Below are 19586 nucleotides of genomic sequence, written 5' to 3'. Positions count from 1 at the left end.
TTGGCAAAGAGTTGGGCTGCTTGGTGCAAGTCGGATAAAGCTGCCTGCTTGTTTCCTGTCTCGGCATAGAGAAGTCCTCGATTACCATAGGCTTCCGCTAAATCGGGTTGGAGGCGTAGGGCTTGATTGTAATCAGAAATTGCTCCATTAGCATCACCTATTTCAGTTCGAGCGTTACCTCGGTTGTAGTAAGCATCGACATATTTGGGATTGAGCTTGATGACTCGATCTAAATCTGCAATCGCCTTCTGCGTATCACCCAAGGAAGCGCGTGCAACTGCTCGGTTGTTGTAGGCTTCAATATATCTAGGATTAAGCCCAATAGCTCGATCTAAGTCAGCGATCGCTCCTGGCAAGTCTCCGATATCTGTACGGGCTTCACCTCGGTTGTAGTAAGCCTGAGCAGAATTTGGTTCAAGTTTTAAAGCTAGATCGAAATCAGCAATCGCTCTTTTAAAGTCCCCTAAGTTATGGTGTACCATCCCTCTGTTAATGTAAGCAACTGTTAACTTGGGATTAGCACTAATAGCTTGGGTGTATTCAGCGATTGCTCCTTGGTAGTCTCCTCGCTTCACCTTGTCTAAACCCCGATTTAGGTAATTCACAGCCTGAGATTGAACTATAGATGTTTGAGGCGATTGACCAAAGGCAGCGGGAACTAGTCCACCTAAGACCGCAGTAACTCCGAAAATAGATATAGTTCGGTAAATAGCGTTCATAATTTTCACGGCTTTTCCCTTCTAAGTTCATTATGAATTATAGAAAGTGGACTCGCCATCAAGAACCCGTGCCTCTGCTCTTCACTTTGATTGCAATTCAGAGATAAAGCGGTTTATCACTGCCTTCGTCCGCTTGTATTCCGGCGACTGCTTCCCTACCCTCAGACCGGAAAGGATGCGCTCGCGGACAGCCTCAATATCTGGTAGTTGCCCCTGCTGTATTTACAGTCAGTTGCTCTGCGGCGTGAGATTAATGAAGGGCTAAATGTGGTAGAGAATTGGGACAGTGCTAACAGTTTTATCTTCTATGGCAAAGGCGGCGAAATCGCTACAAATCGATTGGAAGACCAGGAATTAGCAGTATTATCACTTCATTTGTTACAAACTTGCTTAGTGTATATCAATACTTTGATGGTTCAGCAAGTTTTATCGAATCAGCAGCAATTAGAATTATTGAAGCCGGAGGACTTGGCGGAAATAGAAGGTTCGTGCAACCAGGGGCAACTTAGGATAACGTCACGTCGCCCGACCCATTTTTCGGCTTGAATGATAAGTAATACAAATTGCAACTTTGCCTAGTTTATCTCCTTTTAGGCAATGTCTTTCCAAATAAAAACGCAGTCATAAAGCTTTGATTTATAGGTTTTCGTGCGCTCCAAGTTCTGTTTTAGGTAAAGTTTCCTGGTTGTACGTATTTAAGAAAATTATTAGTTCCGCTTATCTTTCCGCGATTGTGACTGTTCTTTAGCTAAATTACTGTAACTATTGCTGTATAAGGGTTATAGTTCTATGCTGCACTTGGTTGCACTTTCCTTCGCTCTACCCCGTGTCGGCTAAATTGACATACTAAGATGCCTATCTCTAAGATGCCCTTGGCATAGAGGTTTCTAACGACATCGCTCTGGCTGGAGATAGTCGAAACTGTCATCTCGACCGGACACACGCCAGCCAGTTATGAGCTTAGAAACACGCTGGGACACGAGCAAGCGAGTGCTTGACGCTGGCTCAATACAACTTTTGTGAGACGGAGCTAGTCTACCTTATGGAGATCGTAAAAAGTGGGGCTAGGCACTGTCAAACTCCTTACCATACAATTTGTCCTGGTTTAAGTTAGTAACTATTTTCCTAATATGCTTACCCAACCCCATAAAATATAGTATTTTTGTACTATTTAAGCTATACTCGTCCAAATTAACTTACAAGGTTGTGTCAAAGAAGATTGGTCAAGGGGACATTATTGGGCAGCAAGGCATCAACCTGATTGAAAGAATTGTCCTCCGCATGGGTTTTCTTTGGTACGCAACTGGAGGAGTAGAAGCTGGAACTGATGGTTTTATTGAAATTCGTGACCCAGTTACTGAAGAGGTAACTAACTTAATTATTCAAGTTCAGAGTAAAGCAAGGCAAAAAAACCGATTTCAAGCTGAGACAGAAGCAAGCTTTGAGTGGCGCTGCGAACCCAAAGATATTAACTATTGGCTCCAAGGTAATGCTCCTGTAATTTTGGTTGTTTCACGTATAGATACAGATGAAGCTTACTGGGTTTCAGTTAAAGATTATTTTAGCTCTTTAGCTAGACGGCAATCGCATAAAGTTCTTTTCGACAAGAAAAAAGATCGATTTGATGAAACTTGCACAGAAGCCTTAATCAAGCTGGCAGTGCCAGGAACCTCCGGTGTATATCTCGCACCGCGTCCAAAAAAGGAACGTATTTATTCCAATTTACTCAGAGTCTCAAAGTTTAGCGATTATCTTTATGTAGCAGACACAATGCAGCAAGATTCTTCAATTGTTTACTCAGCCTTACTTAAACTTGGCAGAAGTTTTGGCGAAGAGTGGATATTAAAAGACAATCTTCTTCTCAGCTTTCATAATCTTAGAGAACCTCCTTGGAATGAAGTATGCGACATCGCTACTGTTGAAAGGTTTGATATAGAAGAATGGGCTGACTCAAACAATATGGATAAACAGAGGGAGTTTGTTTGGCTCCTCAATAAATCTCTTCGTGAAAAAGTTAAATCAGATTTAGCATATAGCAAAGAGAAAAAGTGTTACTACTTTAAACCTAATAAGGATTTAACTACACGCAGCTTTTATTACCAAAGTATTGTAAAGAAAACGCACCGAGACGTATTTCAAAGTTATTTCAAGAAAAACTCTCAAGAGGTTGCTTACTATAGGCATTCAGCATTTGAGGGGCAATTTCAACGCATCGATTCTCTGTGGTATTTAGAGATTACGCCTACCTATTACTTCACTATAGACGGCTATGTTTTAGACAAGTATTATATGGATAAACTTAACGGTATAAAAAGACAAGAGAAGAACGCTGCTGTACTCGGTCAAGTATTCATGTGGGCTGAGTATTTAAAAACAAAGGCTCAAATGCACCTGATTAATCCAAAATATCAATTCCTGGAATTTGATGAATTACAGGAGTTTGATATTGATGTGGGCATTGATGATAATTTATGGTTGAAATCTGAAGATTATGACAATGCCAAACTTATTGAATGTTCTCTAGACGATTTACCTCTATTCAAACAATGAAAATTGAATTTTTGACAGAACCTGAATTAGAGTTTGGTGGAGGAGGTCAGCATATAGACATTAGATTTGGCATGATGCAATATAAGCCTCTTGACTATACAAGTGCATCAGCACCTAAAGACATTAAGCTAGGAATTGTGGGAACTTCTGAAACCGTCGAAGGAGTGCAAACCTGGTTAGAAAGTTGTAGAAATGGCATATCGGCAAAGCCTAGCAAGCAGCCTTACCTTTTTCCAGAATTTCCAGGCTTTGGCTCTGAATCAAACCTTCCCACTTCGCTAATTACAGATTCTAGATTAAATCAAACTATCCATCAGCGAGAGTTTGACAAACTGCGTAACGGCAACAATGTCAATGAAATTATTAGAAATGCTGTAGAAATTTTTATCTCCCAATTACAGTATTTGGGAGAAAAGACTGCAATAGATGTATTAATTTGCGCTGTACCAGATAAACTCCTCGATTTAATGGCAGGGGATAATGCAACAGAAGCTAGTTCAACTGCTGATAACAGAGCAAATAAGGCGGAAGACTCCAAGGTAGATTTTCATGACCTACTTAAAGCAAAAGCGATGGGGCTGAAAAAGCCTACTCAACTCATACTGCCAGCCACCTACAACCCGACAAAGCGACGCAGGCAGCAGGGACGAGTTAGTGAAGTCGAACTGCAAGATGATGCTACTCGTGCCTGGAATATCTACACAGCCCTTTACTACAAAGCATTAGGGACACCTTGGCGACTCTTACGCGACCCGCGCGAACTTACAACCTGCTACATTGGGATTAGCTTCTACAAAACTTTAGACAAATCAAAATTACTGACCAGCACCGCGCAGATATTCAATGAAAGGGGAGATGGAGTGATTTTGCGTGGTGGAATAGCAAAGTTGTCGAAGGAAGACAAACAGCCGTATTTACCAGCGTCCGGTGCTTCTAAGTTGTTGCGCGATGCCCTAGCTGCCTACAGAAGAGAACATCAAAACCTTCCAGCGCGTGTTGTTTTGCACAAAACTTCAAGGTACATCTCTGAAGAATTTGAGGGCTTTAAAGAAGCCTTGGAGCAGCACAACATTAGCTCGGTTGATTTCATTAGTTTCGATAGCAAGTCATCCACTCGGCTATTTCGATATGGAAAGTATCCACCTCTGCGCGGCACTCTACTCAACTTGGATGACCGCTCTCAAGTTCTTTACACTCGTGGAAGCGTTGATTTTTTTTCTACTTACCCTGGGCAATACGTACCTCGCCCGTTGCGATTCCGGTGCGAAGATGTCGAGCAAACGCCTAAGTCCCTTGCCAAAGAAATCTTGGCTCTGACCAAGATGAACTGGAACAACACGCAGTTTGATCGCCGGGAACCAATTACTATCAGGGCTGCACGTCAAGTAGGTAGTATTCTCAAGTATCTCGGTACAAGCGACCAAATTGAACCTCACTACCGCTTCTATATGTAAATGCCAGACCTACGCAATGGCTATAACCTTTACAGGACATGGCTTTAACCATGAAATTAGCTCGCTTCAAGACACCTTCTAAACATCCGAAAAATTTGAAGGAGTCCCTGTGCTATAAGCTTTTCAAGGAGCGGATGCACTTCGTTACAGTCTCGCTATCTTTAGCCCAACAATAGGTTTTTTCATCAACTTAGCGTTTAAATGTCTAAACATCTAAACATTTGGGTGTCCAAATATTTTAGTTTTGCTTCCCCCTACGCTCCTCAAGATATTGGGAGATCGCCAGCGTCATAATGTCGCTCATCTCTCTTTCTTCGTCCGCTGCGGCGGACTTGAGTTGCTTATGCAGTTGCTTGGGTAAATAAACTGTAGTGCGAATGTAGTCAGGATCGGTACTCTTAGTTTTGCGGATTAGAGGCTTTTCAATCGGTTGTAATTTTGACTCCGGCTCAATTGAGCTAGTTCTAGCCGCACCAAATAAATCATCAAATCGGCTGCCACTGCTGCCACCCTTCTTACTCATGACAAAATCTCCTTGCCAATTTCGCAGTAACATCGCCACGCGATACCTGCTTTTGAATCGCCCTTAACTTGATTTACTGGTACTCCCTCTAGGGCTGCACGTTGGAAGACGGCATAGCGCCTAATTCCAGACTTAAAAACTGGTAAACCTATCTTTTGTAAAGATTGCTTTGCCTCTTCCCCAACCCGGCTGGGGTGTGGAGGAATCAGAGTCAGCAAAATCTTGTAGTTAGCGCTCAACTGGTGCAGCGCATCCACCATTATTTGCATTGCTCCCATTGCCAGAGCATCCGGTGAGGTCGGCAGTACCAACAAGTCGCAGCCAGTTGCAATAGTTTTCAATTCTTCAGTCGCGGGACGAGCCGGAGTATCGATAACTATATGTTCGTACTGACGAGCAAACTTAACGGCGGCTTTTTCGTCAATCACCTTAAATGGCAGATTCCCCCTTGCTGCCCAGTCTAAGGCAGAGCGGTTCAGGTCGCCGTCAACTAGCAGCGTCGGCGCTAATGTTTGCAAGTAAGCAGCCAGGTGGAGTGCGGTCGTGGTCTTACCTACTCCTCCTTTGAATGAAGCAACAGTTACTATCATCGCTTCAATAAATAGTGATGCTGCTAATTTTAGCCTTCTAGCTTTTAAATGTCTAGACATCTAAATTTTTAAGCATTTAAACATCTAGATGTTTAAACTAGGAAAAGCTCTTAAGCAGTAAACAAGGACTCGATCAAAGGTAGTCTATGAATTAAACTCTAGAATTGTTGCGGCGCGGGATGAAAATTGACCGACACGGGAGAGCGAAGATTCTCACTACCGAAGAAATCCAGTTGCTATTTAGTCAGGGGCTACAAAACAACCGCGACCGTACCCTGTTTGGCATCTGCCTGTACACTGCCTGTCGAATTGCTGAAGCTTGTACCTTAAGACGAAAGGATGTCTTCGACGAAAAAAGAAGAGTGCGCCCGGAACTAATCATTCGTAAAGGTAACACCAAAGGCAAATTGGCGACGCGCACGATTCCTGTGGGCGAGGATCTGCGGAACTTGTTAGTTGACTACAACCCGCCATCCTATCAATGGTTTTTGTTTCCAGGTCGTCATGGCAAGGGACACATTAACCCAGATTCCGCAGCCCGAATATTACGCTCTGCCTGCCTGGAAGTAGGAATAGAAGGCGCGAGTACCCATTCGTTCCGCCGCACCGCCTTGACAATGATGAGCGATAGCGGAATCCCCTTACGGGTCATACAGGAAGTCTCAGGACACCGCACCCTAGATGAATTACAAAAATACTTAGAGGTACGCCCCGAACAAGTCAGAGGAGCGATCGCGTCGTTGTCGATGCTGTCACACGTCGGCAAACCATGCTATGACGACCAAAACTCTGATACCCAGAATCAACAGTGCGAACCCACGCTACAAAGCAAGAGCGATTGAACTACCCTAGAGCCAGTGCCAGAAGCAGGATTTAACCAAACTACAGATAGCATCAGGTGTCATGGCTGGTTTTGAGTTAATCAGGCGTTGGTAGGTCGCGCTATCAGTTTTTCCGCCAATAGCAACTCCTGACGCTTTAGTTCATCAAGATGACGCTCTAATCGCTGTTTCTCTTGTGGGTCAGAAGCCGCAGCTATTTCTCTACGCACTAATTCCTGTTTGCGCTGCCACCGCTTTTTGTGTCCGTTGAGCGTTGGCACAGCAAACACTCCACCAGCTTTTAACTCTAGTTCTGCCAATTGAGCTTCGTACTGTGCTTCTTCCTCGTGGCTCATAATTGTTTCCGTCCCTTGATTTACGTTTGCCTATTTATCAGTCGCCTAGCTGCTGCTATTGTCAACTCCATTTCTGGGGCGTTGGGCGATCCTTCCCCTGTCTCTATAAAACCTATTTTCTGATAAAACTCAATCGCATCCGGGATGGCATAGAGAAGAATGCGACCAAAATGCCCGTTGGTGTCGCTCTCAAGCGCTAATTGTGCCATTAATGCCGTTGCAGCTTTTTTAACAGACAAAGGCGAGTCTTGAGTAACATTCCAAGGCGCTGTAACTAGATATTCAACAAACAGGTGGTCGTCCATATCGATAACAATAGCTCCAGCTTGCAAATTCCCTCGGTCGTCACGAACACCTCTAAAGTCTTCGGGTGAAACCAGCGCTTCTAAAAGCAGATCCGATATGACGTTGGCATTAACTTCAATTCGTCTGCGTAGCGGTGAGTCATTTTCAATTGCTTGATTGACTGACGCGGTTGCTATTTGGCTCCATTGTTGCAAATCTCTGTGAACGACAGAGTTGGCTTGATTGACAACAGAAAACACGCTTTACCCCTCCCGGCGCTGATGCCACGCACTAATAGCGCAGGTTTTCCACTTAATAAGACAAATATATAAGTTATCCGGCTCCAGCACTTAGCAACGCCGCCCTCTTGAAGCCAAATCTTCACTCAGCGACCGCTTCTATTTCAAGTTCCTCTGGTGCTGGCACGAGCGCCCTACCAGCACCCGAACTAGCTAAAGCGGACGAACCTGCCCCAAAAAGGTATAAGCCCCCCCGTCAGCATCAAACAGCGTTAACTTTTGCTCAATGCCTACCAAATTGGCAACAGCAATGCAACTGTGAATGAAGTAGCCAGCCACCCAATCGCCAGCGCTAGTTAAAATTTCCACTGGCTGGAGCCGACGATTCGTTGACTGCTTCTGCTGTGGTGTTGGTATGGATGCTGACTCTTTGGTGGGCAGTTCTTCTGTGGCACTAACAGCCGTAGTTCCTAGTGGCGCTAAAGTAGCAAGCGGATTTATTACTGGCGAAACTTTTTTCAAAGGCTCTGGCGATACTTTTTCAGGTTGTACTATCGCTGCTGGCTCACTGACGACCTCGCTGACGACTTGGCTGACGACCTGGCTGACCACCCCAGAGGTTAGCTGTGATTGAGGTTGAGGATTACTGACGGGTGGGGGGGCAAAAATTTCTGTTACAGCCCCATCAATTTTTGCATTATGTTCTAATTCATTTCTACTAGCTAAAAGTTTTACAGGTTCTAGGTCGTCAGGGTCGTCAGAACTATTACTCTGGAAGTGTTTCAGGTCGTCAGATAGGTCGTCAGAGCGGTGGTCAGATAGGTCGTCAGTTGCCACACTATCTTCTAAAAATGGCGCACTATCACCATCAACCCTCAGTTTTAGTCCGCGAATGACGCGGCGACCAGTAGCATCACGCGCCCATTGCACGTCACTCCAACCGAGGGTCTGCTGGACTAGCTCAATTAAGTCAGCGCTAAAATTATTCTTACCTTTAGCCTGAAGACCGCTAATCCGGCAGTAGTGGCAGTAAGAACCAAATAAAGTAGATCCTAGCGGGTTGTAAGGCGCATCTGCCCACTCATGGCGATCGCTGCCGATTTGGGTTTGAGCATCAGGAGCATGAATCACGAAGTCATTGACCCAAGCAGCAATAGAATCAGTACGGAGCTTGGACTGCCACAAAGTAGCGCTGACCCCATCAGCGCCGAGCCGCCGCAGGACGCGGGTAATTTCGTCGTTAGGGATAGAAAGCAAGTAGTTAGTAAAAGCTGATAGCTCCGGTTCAAATTCAGCTTCTAGATCCAAAACTTGACCTGCTGCGGGTTTATGGTCAAACGCCAGCATGAGAATCCGCCGCGTCAGCCAACTGCCGCCGTCGGCATGAAAGATCGGCGCATTAGAAGTGACAATTGCTAGACCAGGAAAGCGGAAGTTAATGCCATCTTTGTACAAGCGTCGTCCGCAGAGGGTGTCCTGCCCAGTCAAGCGCTTGAAGTTAGATAAACTACCCGTGACTTTATCTTGGTCGGGGAGGATGATTAGACGCTTACCAATCAGCCGCGCGACCTCGTGTTTATCTTCCAAGTCAGTCAGGCTACCATTCCAACAATTTTGCGAACCGATTACCGCCTCAAGCAAGCGGGTGTAAGTCGATTTACCCGTGCCGCCCACGCCAATTAGGTGCAGGAATTTCTGCAAGTCACAGCGACCGCGCAGGACAGCGGCAGCAAAACACAGCAACATTTCTTTGTGGGCTGGATTTGCTGCTGCTGACTGCTCTAACCAAGTATCGATCTTTGTCCAGCCAGTAGCTATAGAGTTATAAGGGCGTGGTAAGCACCAAGTCAGGCGATTGCCAGGAGCGTGCGGTTCTAATTGTCCAGTAGCGAGATTGAGTACGCCATCAGTAAAGGGTAAAATCTCGTTAGCAGAGCGTTCGCCCCAAAGGCGCTCCAACAGTCGCCGTCGCATCTTAGCGACGATGTTAGTCACATAAGCGGCGCTGCCATAGCCGACGATGCCTTTGGACTCTAAAATCGCGTCGACGACAGATTCTATATACTGTTCGCTGACGGTACTCCAGACTCCAGAGCGCTCCAAGCTGTAGTGCATCCAGGTCTTCTGCTCGTCGTTCCACAGCAGGCGAGCGCGGTAATCTTCGATAATTTCTCGCCCGATGACATCGGCTGGGGGAATTTTTTGCGTGAGCGCAGCTTTGCCAAACCTGGTAACGCTAGGAGTGCGCTCCAGTTGTTGCTCTAGTTTTTTGAGCCATTCGCTGTAAGGTGTAGCATCATTCATTATTTGTTCAAATTCATCAGCACCGTGAGCGACAATCAAATCATCGCAGCCCTTACCTAGTTGTAAATCCCAAGTGACGATGCGGACAATACCCTTAGCGCGATGAATTAGGTGTCCCAAAACGCGCAAGGCATCCTGCACTGACTCTTTGATGACTACATCGGCATCAAAAACTAAGTCAATCGGACGACCTGGCACAACAAAAGGTACAAGCGATGGGTGCAGCTTTTTCTTTTTCTGCCCATTCCAAACGCCAGTAAGAGCCAGCGCTACCCAGCCACAAGACAACAGACACGCGGCTTTTTTCGCGCCTTCAGTAATCAGGATGGGAATTTCTGGATGATTTAGCACCCACTTCCAGAAACCTAGATCGTCACGCGATTCATCAATATCTTCATTAACAATCGGTACGCCGAAGCGCTCGCTAATGAGTACCCATTCATTAAGAGCTAAGACCAAGCAAATGACTTGGGATTCAGTATCTTTAGGAAAAGAGAAGTATTTTTGCGGTTTTTCCTGATTGGGAAAGACAATCGGCTGATCTGGCTTGAATTGTCCAAATTGGATTCTTTTTCCCGTTAGCGGGTCGCAGCTAGTCACATACCAGCCGCCAGTGCCGAGATACTTCTGCCAATTGAGCAGATTGGCTATGGCAACTGGATTGTCAATGCTTTTTAGGTTTAGATGTGCAACTGTCTCACTAACACTACTGCCCTTCACCCACTCATCAAGGTGTGTCAAAGTAGCGCTATTAGGGTCACTGCACGGTAAAGTACCGTTATTGGAGGTATTTTGCGGTAAATTACCGCGATTTAGTACACAATTGATCATATACACGGCACTCCTTTGAGCCGTGGATTGGGTAAGTCCTGCCAACAACATCTCCGTCGCCAAACTTTGAAGTGTTGCAGGGTTTATAAGTTAAACAGGAGCCAGCAGTGTTCAACTAAGACGCTGCTGGTTCTTGTTTTTGAAGGTTGATACAGGTACAAAATACTGTTTCATGCGTCACAGCATTTTGGTTCATCTGTTTGTTCTCTGCCGTTTTCTCCATCTGTGTTCACAGCCTTATTCAACTACCTAGTAGTAGCGCTTACTTCCATGTCAAAGTGCGAATCCAGGATGTATTAGCAATACACATCGTCGCTCACGTATCCTTCGACTCAAAGTTAGGTAGTGCTTCATTTAAAATTTTTTGTGCTAATTCACCCATAGTTGTTCCCTGCCGGATAGCTTCCATTTTCAGCCGCGCCCGGATACTCTCTGGGACTTCGACTTGGAGCATTACCAATTTTTCCTGTCTCTCTGCCATTAATGTTATTGCAGTCATTACACCTCCTATTGTGGACGGTTACAGCTTTTAACTGTAATCCCAGTATATATAATACTGGTATTATTAGTAATAATTGAAGATGTGAAGAAAAGCGATCGCTTTTTTTGACAATTTCTGATTTAATAGCAATCACAACTGAATTGATGCGCCCAGGTATGGTGCTGGTAACACCAAGCCCGGACGACTTCCCCAAAGTTGATATCACCAACATTGGAGCGAATTTATCATGTCACAAAATCTGCACAGTACAACTGTCGCGGCACTAGATGAGCTACATACACTCATCCGGCTGCAACAGTTACTAGAGATTGCTTTAGAACAACTACAACGAGCAGACCTAGTACCAGAAGAAAGACGGACTAGAACTGTATTGCTAATCATGAGCTACCTGGAGCAGGTCAAGTCCTGCCTGGAAAACATCGAAGTCGAATTAGCAGAAATTCGCACCTTTACTCCTAGCTTGAATAATAGCCTTGGGGGTGCGGCATGATTTACGACCCCATCCGCACCTATTTTCAGCAAATCGGGCGAGTGGCGCTGCTGAGTCAAGAACAAGAAGTATTCTTAGGGACGCAGGTACAAGCGATGATGTCGCTGTTAGCAGCTAAGAAAAGCCTAGCGCAACAGTTGCACCGCGAACCTACGCCCCAAGAATGGGCGTTGCAAGTCGCTCAAAGCGAAGCTGCGCTAACCGAGACGCTGGCGCTGGGGCAGCAAGCTAAGTGCCAAATGGTCAAAGCGAATCTGCGCTTAGTGGTAGCGATCGCCAAACGCTACAAAGAACGCGGCGTAGACTTCCAAGACTTAATTCAAGAAGGAGCCATTGGGCTGCAACGGGCAGTAGAGAAGTTCGACCCACATAGAGGCTTTCGCTTCAGCACATACGCGACCTGGTGGATTAGGCAATCAATCAACCGCGCGGTTAAAGCCGCTAACGCAATAATCCGGCTACCGATGTGCTTGAACCAGAGGTTAGACCAAATCAGGAAGGCAAGCAGGCAGTTGTCCCTGAAGTTGGGGCGTACTCCTAATATCAGTGAGCTAGCAGTAGAACTAGAACTAACGTCTTTGCAGGTAACGAAATGCTTGAAGTGGGCAAGGCAACCACAGTCATTGAATCTACAGCTAGGGGATGCTCAAGACATGGAACTAGGAGACTTGCTGCCGTCTTCTAGCCCCACGCCAGAAGAGTTGTTAATCGTGCAAGAGGGTTGCTCTATTGATTTTGAGCCACTGCTAGCGTTGCTCAAGCCGAAGTACAGACAAGTGATAGTGCTGCGCTATGGATTAATAGATGGTCAAGCACTGACGTTTGCTCAGGTTGGTGCATTACTTGGCATCAGCAGACAGGGCGTACACCAAATAGAAGTCAGGGCGCTGGAACGCTTGCGCTTGCATCTAGGGGAGGTAATGAAAGTTAGTCGGGGCTAACAGTTCAATTAGCAAACCAACTAAAAGCACCCTGTTTCCAGAGGCGCTTTTAATAATTATTAGGTTGCTGATTGCAGCCCTTTGGCATCAGCTAGACCAATCCAAATAATACTTATCAATATCTGGTTGTTCTAGGACATATTCAATTGTTTCTAAGACAATTTCTAAGCCTTGCAAGTAGAAATCGAGATGTTTGTGGTGAAACACTATATAGAAACAAGGCAGATCCGGACTATCTAAACACTCAGCAGATCCAGGGATAATTGCGAGAACTTCTAAAGGTTCTGTTAAGAAAAAATCTCCAGCCCAACCGCCCAAATTATTCGGTTGTGTGTCAGTTCTTTGCTCCTTCTTTGCCACCAACTTTTGCAGTGCCAAAGCTTCGCTTGTTATTTGAGCTTGAATTGGGGAAATATCAGGGTCGAACGTTAGTGGCACTACACCATAAGGATGTCGCTCGATATGAGTAGTAAAGTCAGCAATCGCTTTAAGACAAATATCACGTGCCTTATTCCAATCCGGTCGAAAATCCTCTTCTTCAGTTAGCGGGTTGAAGATGCTATATAAATCTAAACCAATGGCATCACTCAAAATGCGATTGATGCCAGAGTCATTGTTAGAACTGTAAAAGTAGCCAATTTTAAAGTTGTGGTCGGGGTATTTGTGCGAAGGAAGTCTTATGAATTGAACAAGTGGGTCTTCTCCATTTGAATCTAGCCCAAGTGTGCGGGCAATAGTTCGGCATTGCTGCGAATAAATTTCTTCTTCTTGATCGGAAACTTGGTAATTATTTCCGCGATTAGCTATTTGCTCCCAAGCTCGATCCATTTGTCGTTCGTACTCGGCTCTGAGTTGTTGTGATATATCGTAGTTGTCAAATCGCTTCAGGTAAACGTCAAGACCCATATTTCTCCTCCAATGAGATATGTGCAACTAATGTTATTGGTCTTTGTCAGAGCATTATTCTAGTAGGCTAGACAATTTAGGTAACTGACAGAGTTAATCACGAGTTCTAGCGACTAAATCCTTGGCTCTGTTTTCCTTCGACTGCCCGTTGTTGTTGCTGCGTACTATTAAACATATTCTTTAGCTCCTCATTCCAGTCTTTAGCCTTGGGAAGTTTGCGGACACAGTTGGGTAACGGCTCCATTACATTAAGTGTCATTAAATTACCAGAAGTGTCATTGTCGTAAGCAACAATGACTGATTTATTTGGTAGCTGCTGTAAAAATTCTAAAGGAACTTGCCCTGCTCCATCAGTAGATATATAGATTGTCTTACGCGAGTCGGTGCGGTCTAAGACAGCAAAGGACATGGCATCAATGGGCGATTCTACCAGTACCGCTCGAACAATTGGGTCGGATGATTGTCCTCCCTTTTGGAAATGAAACCAGCCCTTACTTCGCTTAGATCCTTGTACTAAACCTTTGAAGGTGTTGTCGGCTCCGGCTGTTCCTCTAAGCGTTGCACCAGTGATTGTTTGCCCGTCCAAGTCACGGCGAGTAAATACAGCATTTTGATTGTCATCTGCATAAACTAATCCCTGTTGATGTAGTTGGTCTACTAGGCTGCTAGGAAGTCGGCGCTCGCGGGTAAGATAAGTTTTTACTTGCTGCCACTTATCTGCGTTGGGCGTTGGGGGAATGAAGGGGTGAGGCTGTTCGGTTTGGATAATTTCTCTAGTTTTATAAGTAGCAGCTTCAAGAGTAGCTGATTCACCCAAGCGGTCATTTAACCACGCCACTGCTTGGTTAAAGTTGCAACCATTAACGTGCATTACTAAATCAATTGCACCGCCACCGCCCTTAAGGTGCTGCCAGTCATAAAACTTACTACCAGTGATATTGATAATGTGATTTTCATGCTGCCACTTATGCTTGTCTTTTGGGTCGGGGTCTAGACCTAATTCATAGGCAACTTGTTCGAGGGGAATGTCCCGCACTTCGTTAGCTAAGTTTTGATATTTCTTCTGCCATAAGAGCGCTTGTTGCGCTTGCTCCTTGGCAATGCGTTCTAGTTCTTGAATGCGTTGCTTGGAACGTTCCACCTGTAGAGCAAGTGCCTTAGCAGTCCGTTCCATCTGTGCGCTATCTCTGATTGCTCGTTGGCGATCTGCGACAAGTTGCTGCATTGAGGAAACATTCAGACTTACATCAGGTGCAGAGTTGATAGCAGCGTAATACTTGCTGATTTCTGTATGTTTAGCTTTACTACCTTTGATGCCGCGTTCTAGCCCCAAAGTCGCCATCGCTTGGGCAAAATCATCTTGCAGTTCTGATAGGCGATAGCGACTGCCACCAAGTAAGGCTCTACAGTTAAGCTTCCCTCGCTCATCCAGTGGAACCATATAGGCGTGGATGTGCGGGGTAGATTCGTCTAGATGCAGTTCGGCTCTAACAATGCGGTCGCCGTATCTGTTAACTAGCCACTGGCAGGCAGACTGTTGGAAATCTTCTAATCGCTGCTGTTGGTAGTATCCTGCTCTAGCAGGGTCATCCGGTCGGAAGTATTCGGGGCTAGCAGTCAATAGAAACTCAACTGCCAGTACAGCATTCTTGCGAATCGTCTGTTCGCCGATGTGCTGCCTAACCAGGGTTTCTAGATCGGGGATGTTGGGACTGTCAGGTTCACCGATAATGCGGATGTGCTGCTTGTCTGGGTCGGCGTTAGGCGTATCATATCTACGGCTAGTGTGTTTAGCCGAGCGACCGACAGAACCAGCTTTGAGCTTTTGGATGCGACAAATCCCGTATGCCATGCTTTTTTATTTCCCAGCAGCTATACTACTTGTATGGCTCACCATGCAGGGGATAGGGACTACCCCCGAAGGGCGAACGTAACAATTTTGAGCGCAGCGTACCCGTAGGGGCAAAATTGTGGAGTGAGTCAAGCCATACTCAACACTCACCAATAATCTAACAGTAGCTCCGAGGTCGGCGCTACCCCTATTACTACTGGGAAAGAAAGAAACTGGCGGCTAGCTCTGTGTCTAACTGTTTTCCGGTAGTCGCTGTGGGCAAGACTTAATTTATCTTTACCAGGATTAGTTTACCAGTGGGGGTAATTCCGTTAGACTTTACCCTATGTAGATGGGTGTTTGTATGCCTGCCAAGCAAACGGTTATTGATATTAACGAACAGCAGTTTAAGTCAATTTTAGAGAAGGTGGAAGCGCGGCTTCCGCCTAAGCCTAAACAGGGGATGACTCTAAGAGAAGCGATCTCTAAATTTAAGCCGACGATTACTAAAGCTTTGAAGCGTGGTTATACATACGAAGAAGTTGCGGCTATTCTGACTGAGGAAGGAATCAGCATTAAGGCAGCGACGCTAAAGCAATATTTAGCTGAATCGAAAGCTAAAAAACGTCCTAATGAAACTGCTCTGACAAATCTAGATAAGTCATCAACTCCTCCGGCTGAAGAGTCAGCAGCCTCAGATATTAAGCCAGATAATGAATCAGAGACAGATAGCAGACAAGAGGCACAAACAGATATTAAATCAGAGGTTAAATCAGATAAAAAGCAGGATACTAAAACAACGGCTAAACCTAAAGCAGTAGTTCGAGGTAAGTTTGCGGATATTCCAAGTAACGATGAGTTGTAGTAGGTCAATTATATTATGGCAACTAAACAAGATAAGTCAGTTACTTCTGCTTTCAAACGATTGGTATTTATCTATGGAGATAAGGGTGGTGTAGGTAAGTCAGCAGTCGCTCGGTTGTTATTGGATATATATCGCTATGAATCAATAGGTTGTCTAGCGATTGATTCGGATACAAGTAATGCGGATCTATATCGCTGCTATAAGCGTGTAGGTGATAAAGGAATTAGGATTGCAGAAGGAGAAGCCGATGCTGTAGAACGGGTAGATTTTACAGTACGAGGTGAAGCTGATTATTTAATTGATACTCTGGGAGAGTATAAGGATTTAATGCTGGTGGATCTGCCAGCAAGATCCAGAGATGCATTTACAAGTTTAATTCGAGAATTAGACTTGCTCACGGTGGCATCAGAATCAGGATATAGGGTGACGATTGTTCATGTTTTAGGTAAGACTCGTAATTCAGTAAGCGCCTTGAAGGATGTGGTTGAACTTTGCGGTCAGGGGGCTGATTATGTGGTGGTGAAGAATCTGCTGTTTGGTGAGCCGCATACTTTTAGCCGCTATGATGCATCGCAGACGAGAAAGAAGGTAGTGGAGCAGTTGGGTGGGATAGAACTAAATCTGCAAGAGATGTTTTGGACTTCTTGGGATGCGATAGAAGATAACGATTTACCTTTTCGCACGGCGGTAGATGCAGAGCAAACAATTTTGCAGCGCAGCCAACGCACTAGAGCTTATCGTTGGTTGATGGATATGACGGAGGAGGTGAAGAAAGCAAATAAGTATTTGGGGTTGGGTGAATGACTTTTATTGATGACAACTATTTAGATGGCATTATCACGCGCATGACTGCTGAACATAAAGCAAATATCATGCGGACGGCAAGGCGGTTAAACTTGCCCGATGATGATGTGTTGTTTTTGTATATAGGTGCGGTGGAGTACACCGTGCAATTGTGCGAGGATATCTTGGGCGGGATAAGCTCGGAGCGTCAGCGTCTTGAGCAGTCAAGTCAACAGACTGGGGCAGCAAGCATAGAGCAGGCGGAAAATCTGATTAATAGTCTGACTCAAGTGGGAATATCAGTGGTTGCAGATATGCAAAAAGCTGGAATAGCGAATACCTCGGCGATCGCCGAAGCTAATGCAGAGGTGTTAAATCAATCTAGGGTAACGGTAAGGGAAGCTGTGCAACTGCAAAAGCTGTTGATGGCATGGGGAGAGCGGGTGGAGTCGGACGACAAACATAACCAAAAGGTTTTGCAGGTTCTACTGGAGCGGATGGCTCAGTCAATTAAGGATTTGAAAGAGGCGAAGGAGCAGATTGAGGAGGCGAATAAGGCGCTGGTCAAGCTGCAACGAAAGACTACTTGGATAAAAGTAACTGAGTGGTTTTCGCCCTTGGCGGCTTTGCTGGTGGCGGTGTTAGTTGGTGCTGGTGGTAGCTGGTGGATGATGTCAATTCAGTATAATGCTCCAACTAATGTTTTGGCACGCAACTTGGTGTCATGGAATATAGATCGGATTCTTAAGTGCCAAAAAGACAAAAATCCTAAATGCACTTTCTGGATTTTGCCGCCACCGGAGCAGAGGAAGTGAGTATTGAGTAACTGGGTGTAGTGAGCCACAATACTGAAGGCTTCGACCTGCAATCAAAGAATTTTTCAGACCATATTAGCTGCAACTAGAGTAGGTGGTAAAGACAAGTAAGAAAAACGTCCGTTTTCTTTACTGACTTTCTCCTCAATTTTTATTCTCAGTTAATGTGGTCTAAAATTTATGATTTCGGTCTGGTGTCATTTAATGTGGTTCTATTCTCTATTAATGCGGTCTCAACCACCTGCTTATTCTCGTTTAATGCGGTCTCAAAAACACGATGATTTCGGGTCGGAGCGATTATGATTTCGGGTCGCTACATGTAGCGACCCACAATCATAATTACGTCAGACCACAATCATCGCCTTTTTGAGACCAGATTAGCTGCAACTAAACTTGCACTTGAGACCGAATTAAATCCAAATAAGACCACATTATTTGCAACCAGACCACAATCATCTAACGCTAGACCAGATTAACTGCAACTATAAGTTTATTGCTTGAAACTCTGTCTCGCTCCTCATATCTAGGAACTGGTAGATCTGAGAAGTCAATAAACTCGTTGCTACTTTTGCATATATTGCCGTAGATAAAGTTACTGAGTTGTTTAACCTATAAAATGACTATTTACTGCTGCGTAGCAACTTGTCAATTTTCAGTAAAGAAAACGAGCGTTTTCTTTACTTGCTATTCTGCCATTTTATAGTTGCAAATAATCTGGTCTCAAATTTAGTATTGTGGTCTGGTTGCAAATAATCCGGTCTCCGTTGGATTTAATTCGGTCTCAACTAACTTTATAGTTGCAGTTAATCTGGTCTCAAAAAAGTGATTATTGTGGTCCCAAGCATTTAGTATTGTGGGTCGCTACAGCTACATTTATCTAAAAATCTGGACTCGTACTGGGTGGAGATACCAAGCTTTAACGGGTTGAAAAAATTTGGAGACAGCTTTAAAACTAGGAGTAAGCTATGTACAAGCAGCTTGCAGCAAGCTGCTTAGGGAAGTTTGGGTGTTAACTCTACTAAAGGCTATATGGGGTACAGCCGGGATACGTGCAAAATAGGACACGTTGCAAAGAATTGTTAAAATACTTGCATTAATATGACTTACGTGGATGCAAATCTTGTACATCAGTCATTCCAAAAATCTTTAAAGCGTCCTGGGGACAACTCCGTGTAACGAACCGTATTTTGAATATTTTTATGTCCTAAATAAGCCTGAATCGCTCTGGTATCAAAACCTTTTGATGCTAAATAAAATCCACAAGCATGACGTAACATATGTGGATGCACACTGAGAGATAATCCAGCCTCAATCCCAGACTGCGCGATGATACCCCTAGCTGTTGCAGTAGAGATTGCTGCTCCACGCTCTGAAACAAACAAATAAGCAGAATCAGGATACTCCCGTTGCAATTGTCGTAATGCCCTTAATTCAAGACCACGCAATGGGTGCGTTGAACTGACTCCATGTTTGCGTCGATTGATGTAAATTGTACCCCCACTAAAATCTATCTGCTCCCACCGCAGCGTAACTAACTCTGATACCCGTAAACCGTGACGGTATGCCAGTAGAATTAAAGTTGAGTTTCGATGACCATGCCGTCCGATCTGTTTAGCCGCAGAGATCATCGCCGCTACTTCGTTAGGAAATAAATGCTCCCGCGTGCGTTGTTCAAGATTTGGGACTTTTTTAGGTGGCGCAGTAGGAGGCATAATCACCAACTTGCCCATAAATGATAACTAGGCATGAATAAATTGGATACGGTAGAATCAACTCCCCAC

General features: G+C 44.9%; 18 protein-coding genes and 1 pseudogene. 9 read left to right on the top strand and 10 right to left on the bottom strand.

Features of this window, described 5'->3' with window-relative positions; genetic code table 11:
• Nucleotides 1–719 (bottom strand): tetratricopeptide repeat protein (locus UH38_RS23375; RefSeq protein WP_052672548.1); only part of this gene is annotated, 719 nt, incomplete at its 3' end.
• A 219-nt stretch (nt 720–938) separates the two neighbouring features.
• Between UH38_RS23375 and UH38_RS25715 the strand changes: the two are divergent.
• From UH38_RS25715 to UH38_RS23360, 3 genes and pseudogenes are all read left to right on the top strand, one after another.
• Nucleotides 939–1190 (top strand): annotated as a pseudogene (locus UH38_RS25715) (Tn3 family transposase); the annotation flags it as partial.
• Between the two features lie 735 nt (nt 1191–1925).
• Nucleotides 1926–3269, top strand: coding sequence for a DUF4365 domain-containing protein (locus UH38_RS23365; protein ID WP_045057112.1), 1344 nt, complete (start codon nt 1926–1928; stop codon nt 3267–3269).
• The gene (locus tag UH38_RS23360) at nt 3266–4723 is read left to right on the top strand and encodes an argonaute/piwi family protein (protein ID WP_045057111.1); all 1458 of its coding nucleotides are present in this window, start codon (nt 3266–3268) and stop codon (nt 4721–4723) included. The genes UH38_RS23365 and UH38_RS23360 overlap by 4 nt, the downstream gene beginning before the upstream one ends.
• 238 nt (nt 4724–4961) lie before the next feature.
• Here the strand turns inward: UH38_RS23360 and UH38_RS23355 are convergent, their stop codons facing one another.
• Both UH38_RS23355 and UH38_RS23350 read right to left on the bottom strand, forming a co-directional pair.
• On the bottom strand, nt 4962–5246 hold the full coding sequence (locus UH38_RS23355; protein ID WP_045057110.1) for a ribbon-helix-helix domain-containing protein: 285 nt from the start codon (nt 5244–5246) through the stop codon (nt 4962–4964).
• The gene (locus UH38_RS23350) at nt 5243–5836 is read right to left on the bottom strand and encodes a ParA family protein (protein WP_045057118.1); all 594 of its coding nucleotides are present in this window, start codon (nt 5834–5836) and stop codon (nt 5243–5245) included. The genes UH38_RS23355 and UH38_RS23350 overlap by 4 nt, the downstream gene beginning before the upstream one ends.
• Before the next feature lie 179 nt (nt 5837–6015).
• Between UH38_RS23350 and UH38_RS23345 the strand changes: the two genes are divergently transcribed.
• A complete protein-coding gene (locus tag UH38_RS23345; RefSeq protein ID WP_045057109.1) occupies nt 6016–6678 on the top strand; it encodes a tyrosine-type recombinase/integrase in 663 nt (220 codons plus the stop codon).
• Nucleotides 6679–6758: 80 nt separating this feature from the next.
• Here UH38_RS23345 and UH38_RS23340 read toward each other — a convergent pair whose 3' ends face one another.
• From UH38_RS23340 to UH38_RS23325, 4 genes are all read right to left on the bottom strand, one after another.
• Entirely contained in the window at nt 6759–7013 is a 255-nt protein-coding gene (locus UH38_RS23340) for a hypothetical protein (RefSeq protein WP_045057108.1), read from the bottom strand.
• Nucleotides 7014–7033: 20 nt separating this feature from the next.
• Nucleotides 7034–7558, bottom strand: a complete 525-nt coding sequence (locus UH38_RS25110) for a GNAT family protein (protein WP_052672547.1) — start codon at nt 7556–7558, stop codon at nt 7034–7036.
• Nucleotides 7559–7750: 192 nt separating this feature from the next.
• Nucleotides 7751–10672 (bottom strand): DUF3854 domain-containing protein, encoded by a 2922-nt coding sequence (locus UH38_RS25105; protein WP_052672546.1) that lies wholly within the window; start codon nt 10670–10672, stop codon nt 7751–7753.
• A 316-nt stretch (nt 10673–10988) separates the two neighbouring features.
• The gene (locus UH38_RS23325; protein ID WP_045057107.1) at nt 10989–11171 is read right to left on the bottom strand and encodes a hypothetical protein; all 183 of its coding nucleotides are present in this window, start codon (nt 11169–11171) and stop codon (nt 10989–10991) included.
• A 229-nt stretch (nt 11172–11400) separates the two neighbouring features.
• Between UH38_RS23325 and UH38_RS23320 the strand changes: the two genes are divergently transcribed.
• Nucleotides 11401–11664, top strand: a complete 264-nt coding sequence (locus UH38_RS23320) for a hypothetical protein (protein ID WP_045057106.1) — start codon at nt 11401–11403, stop codon at nt 11662–11664.
• Nucleotides 11661–12605: a sigma-70 family RNA polymerase sigma factor gene (locus tag UH38_RS23315; RefSeq protein WP_045057105.1), complete on the top strand. Its 945-nt coding sequence runs from the start codon at nt 11661–11663 to the stop codon at nt 12603–12605. The genes UH38_RS23320 and UH38_RS23315 overlap by 4 nt, the downstream gene beginning before the upstream one ends.
• A gap of 87 nt (nt 12606–12692) precedes the next feature.
• On the opposite strand, the gene UH38_RS23310 is transcribed toward UH38_RS23315, so the two are convergent.
• Both UH38_RS23310 and mobV read right to left on the bottom strand, forming a co-directional pair.
• A complete protein-coding gene (locus UH38_RS23310) occupies nt 12693–13511 on the bottom strand; it encodes a hypothetical protein (RefSeq protein ID WP_045057104.1) in 819 nt (272 codons plus the stop codon).
• A gap of 106 nt (nt 13512–13617) precedes the next feature.
• Nucleotides 13618–15363 (bottom strand): MobV family relaxase, encoded by a 1746-nt coding sequence (gene mobV / locus UH38_RS23305; protein ID WP_045057103.1) that lies wholly within the window; start codon nt 15361–15363, stop codon nt 13618–13620.
• Between the two features lie 343 nt (nt 15364–15706).
• Here mobV and UH38_RS23300 point away from each other — a divergent pair, with 343 nt between their 5' ends.
• The 3 genes from UH38_RS23300 to UH38_RS23290 are packed head-to-tail and all read left to right on the top strand — an operon-like array spanning nt 15707 to nt 17805.
• Nucleotides 15707–16207: a hypothetical protein gene (locus UH38_RS23300; protein WP_045057102.1), complete on the top strand. Its 501-nt coding sequence runs from the start codon at nt 15707–15709 to the stop codon at nt 16205–16207.
• A gap of 15 nt (nt 16208–16222) precedes the next feature.
• The gene (locus tag UH38_RS23295) at nt 16223–17011 is read left to right on the top strand and encodes a P-loop NTPase family protein (RefSeq protein WP_052672545.1); all 789 of its coding nucleotides are present in this window, start codon (nt 16223–16225) and stop codon (nt 17009–17011) included.
• Entirely contained in the window at nt 17008–17805 is a 798-nt protein-coding gene (locus UH38_RS23290) for a hypothetical protein (RefSeq protein WP_045057100.1), read from the top strand. The genes UH38_RS23295 and UH38_RS23290 overlap by 4 nt, the downstream gene beginning before the upstream one ends.
• A 1127-nt stretch (nt 17806–18932) precedes the next feature.
• Here UH38_RS23290 and UH38_RS23285 read toward each other — a convergent pair.
• Nucleotides 18933–19517: a tyrosine-type recombinase/integrase gene (locus UH38_RS23285; protein WP_200892594.1), complete on the bottom strand. Its 585-nt coding sequence runs from the start codon at nt 19515–19517 to the stop codon at nt 18933–18935.
• Nucleotides 19518–19586: the final 69 nt, after the last annotated feature.

The sequence above is a fragment of the Aliterella atlantica CENA595 genome (assembly GCF_000952155.1).
GTDB lineage: Bacteria > Cyanobacteriota > Cyanobacteriia > Cyanobacteriales > Chroococcidiopsidaceae > Aliterella > Aliterella atlantica.
This window is presented reverse-complemented; position numbering and strand designations above follow the sequence as displayed.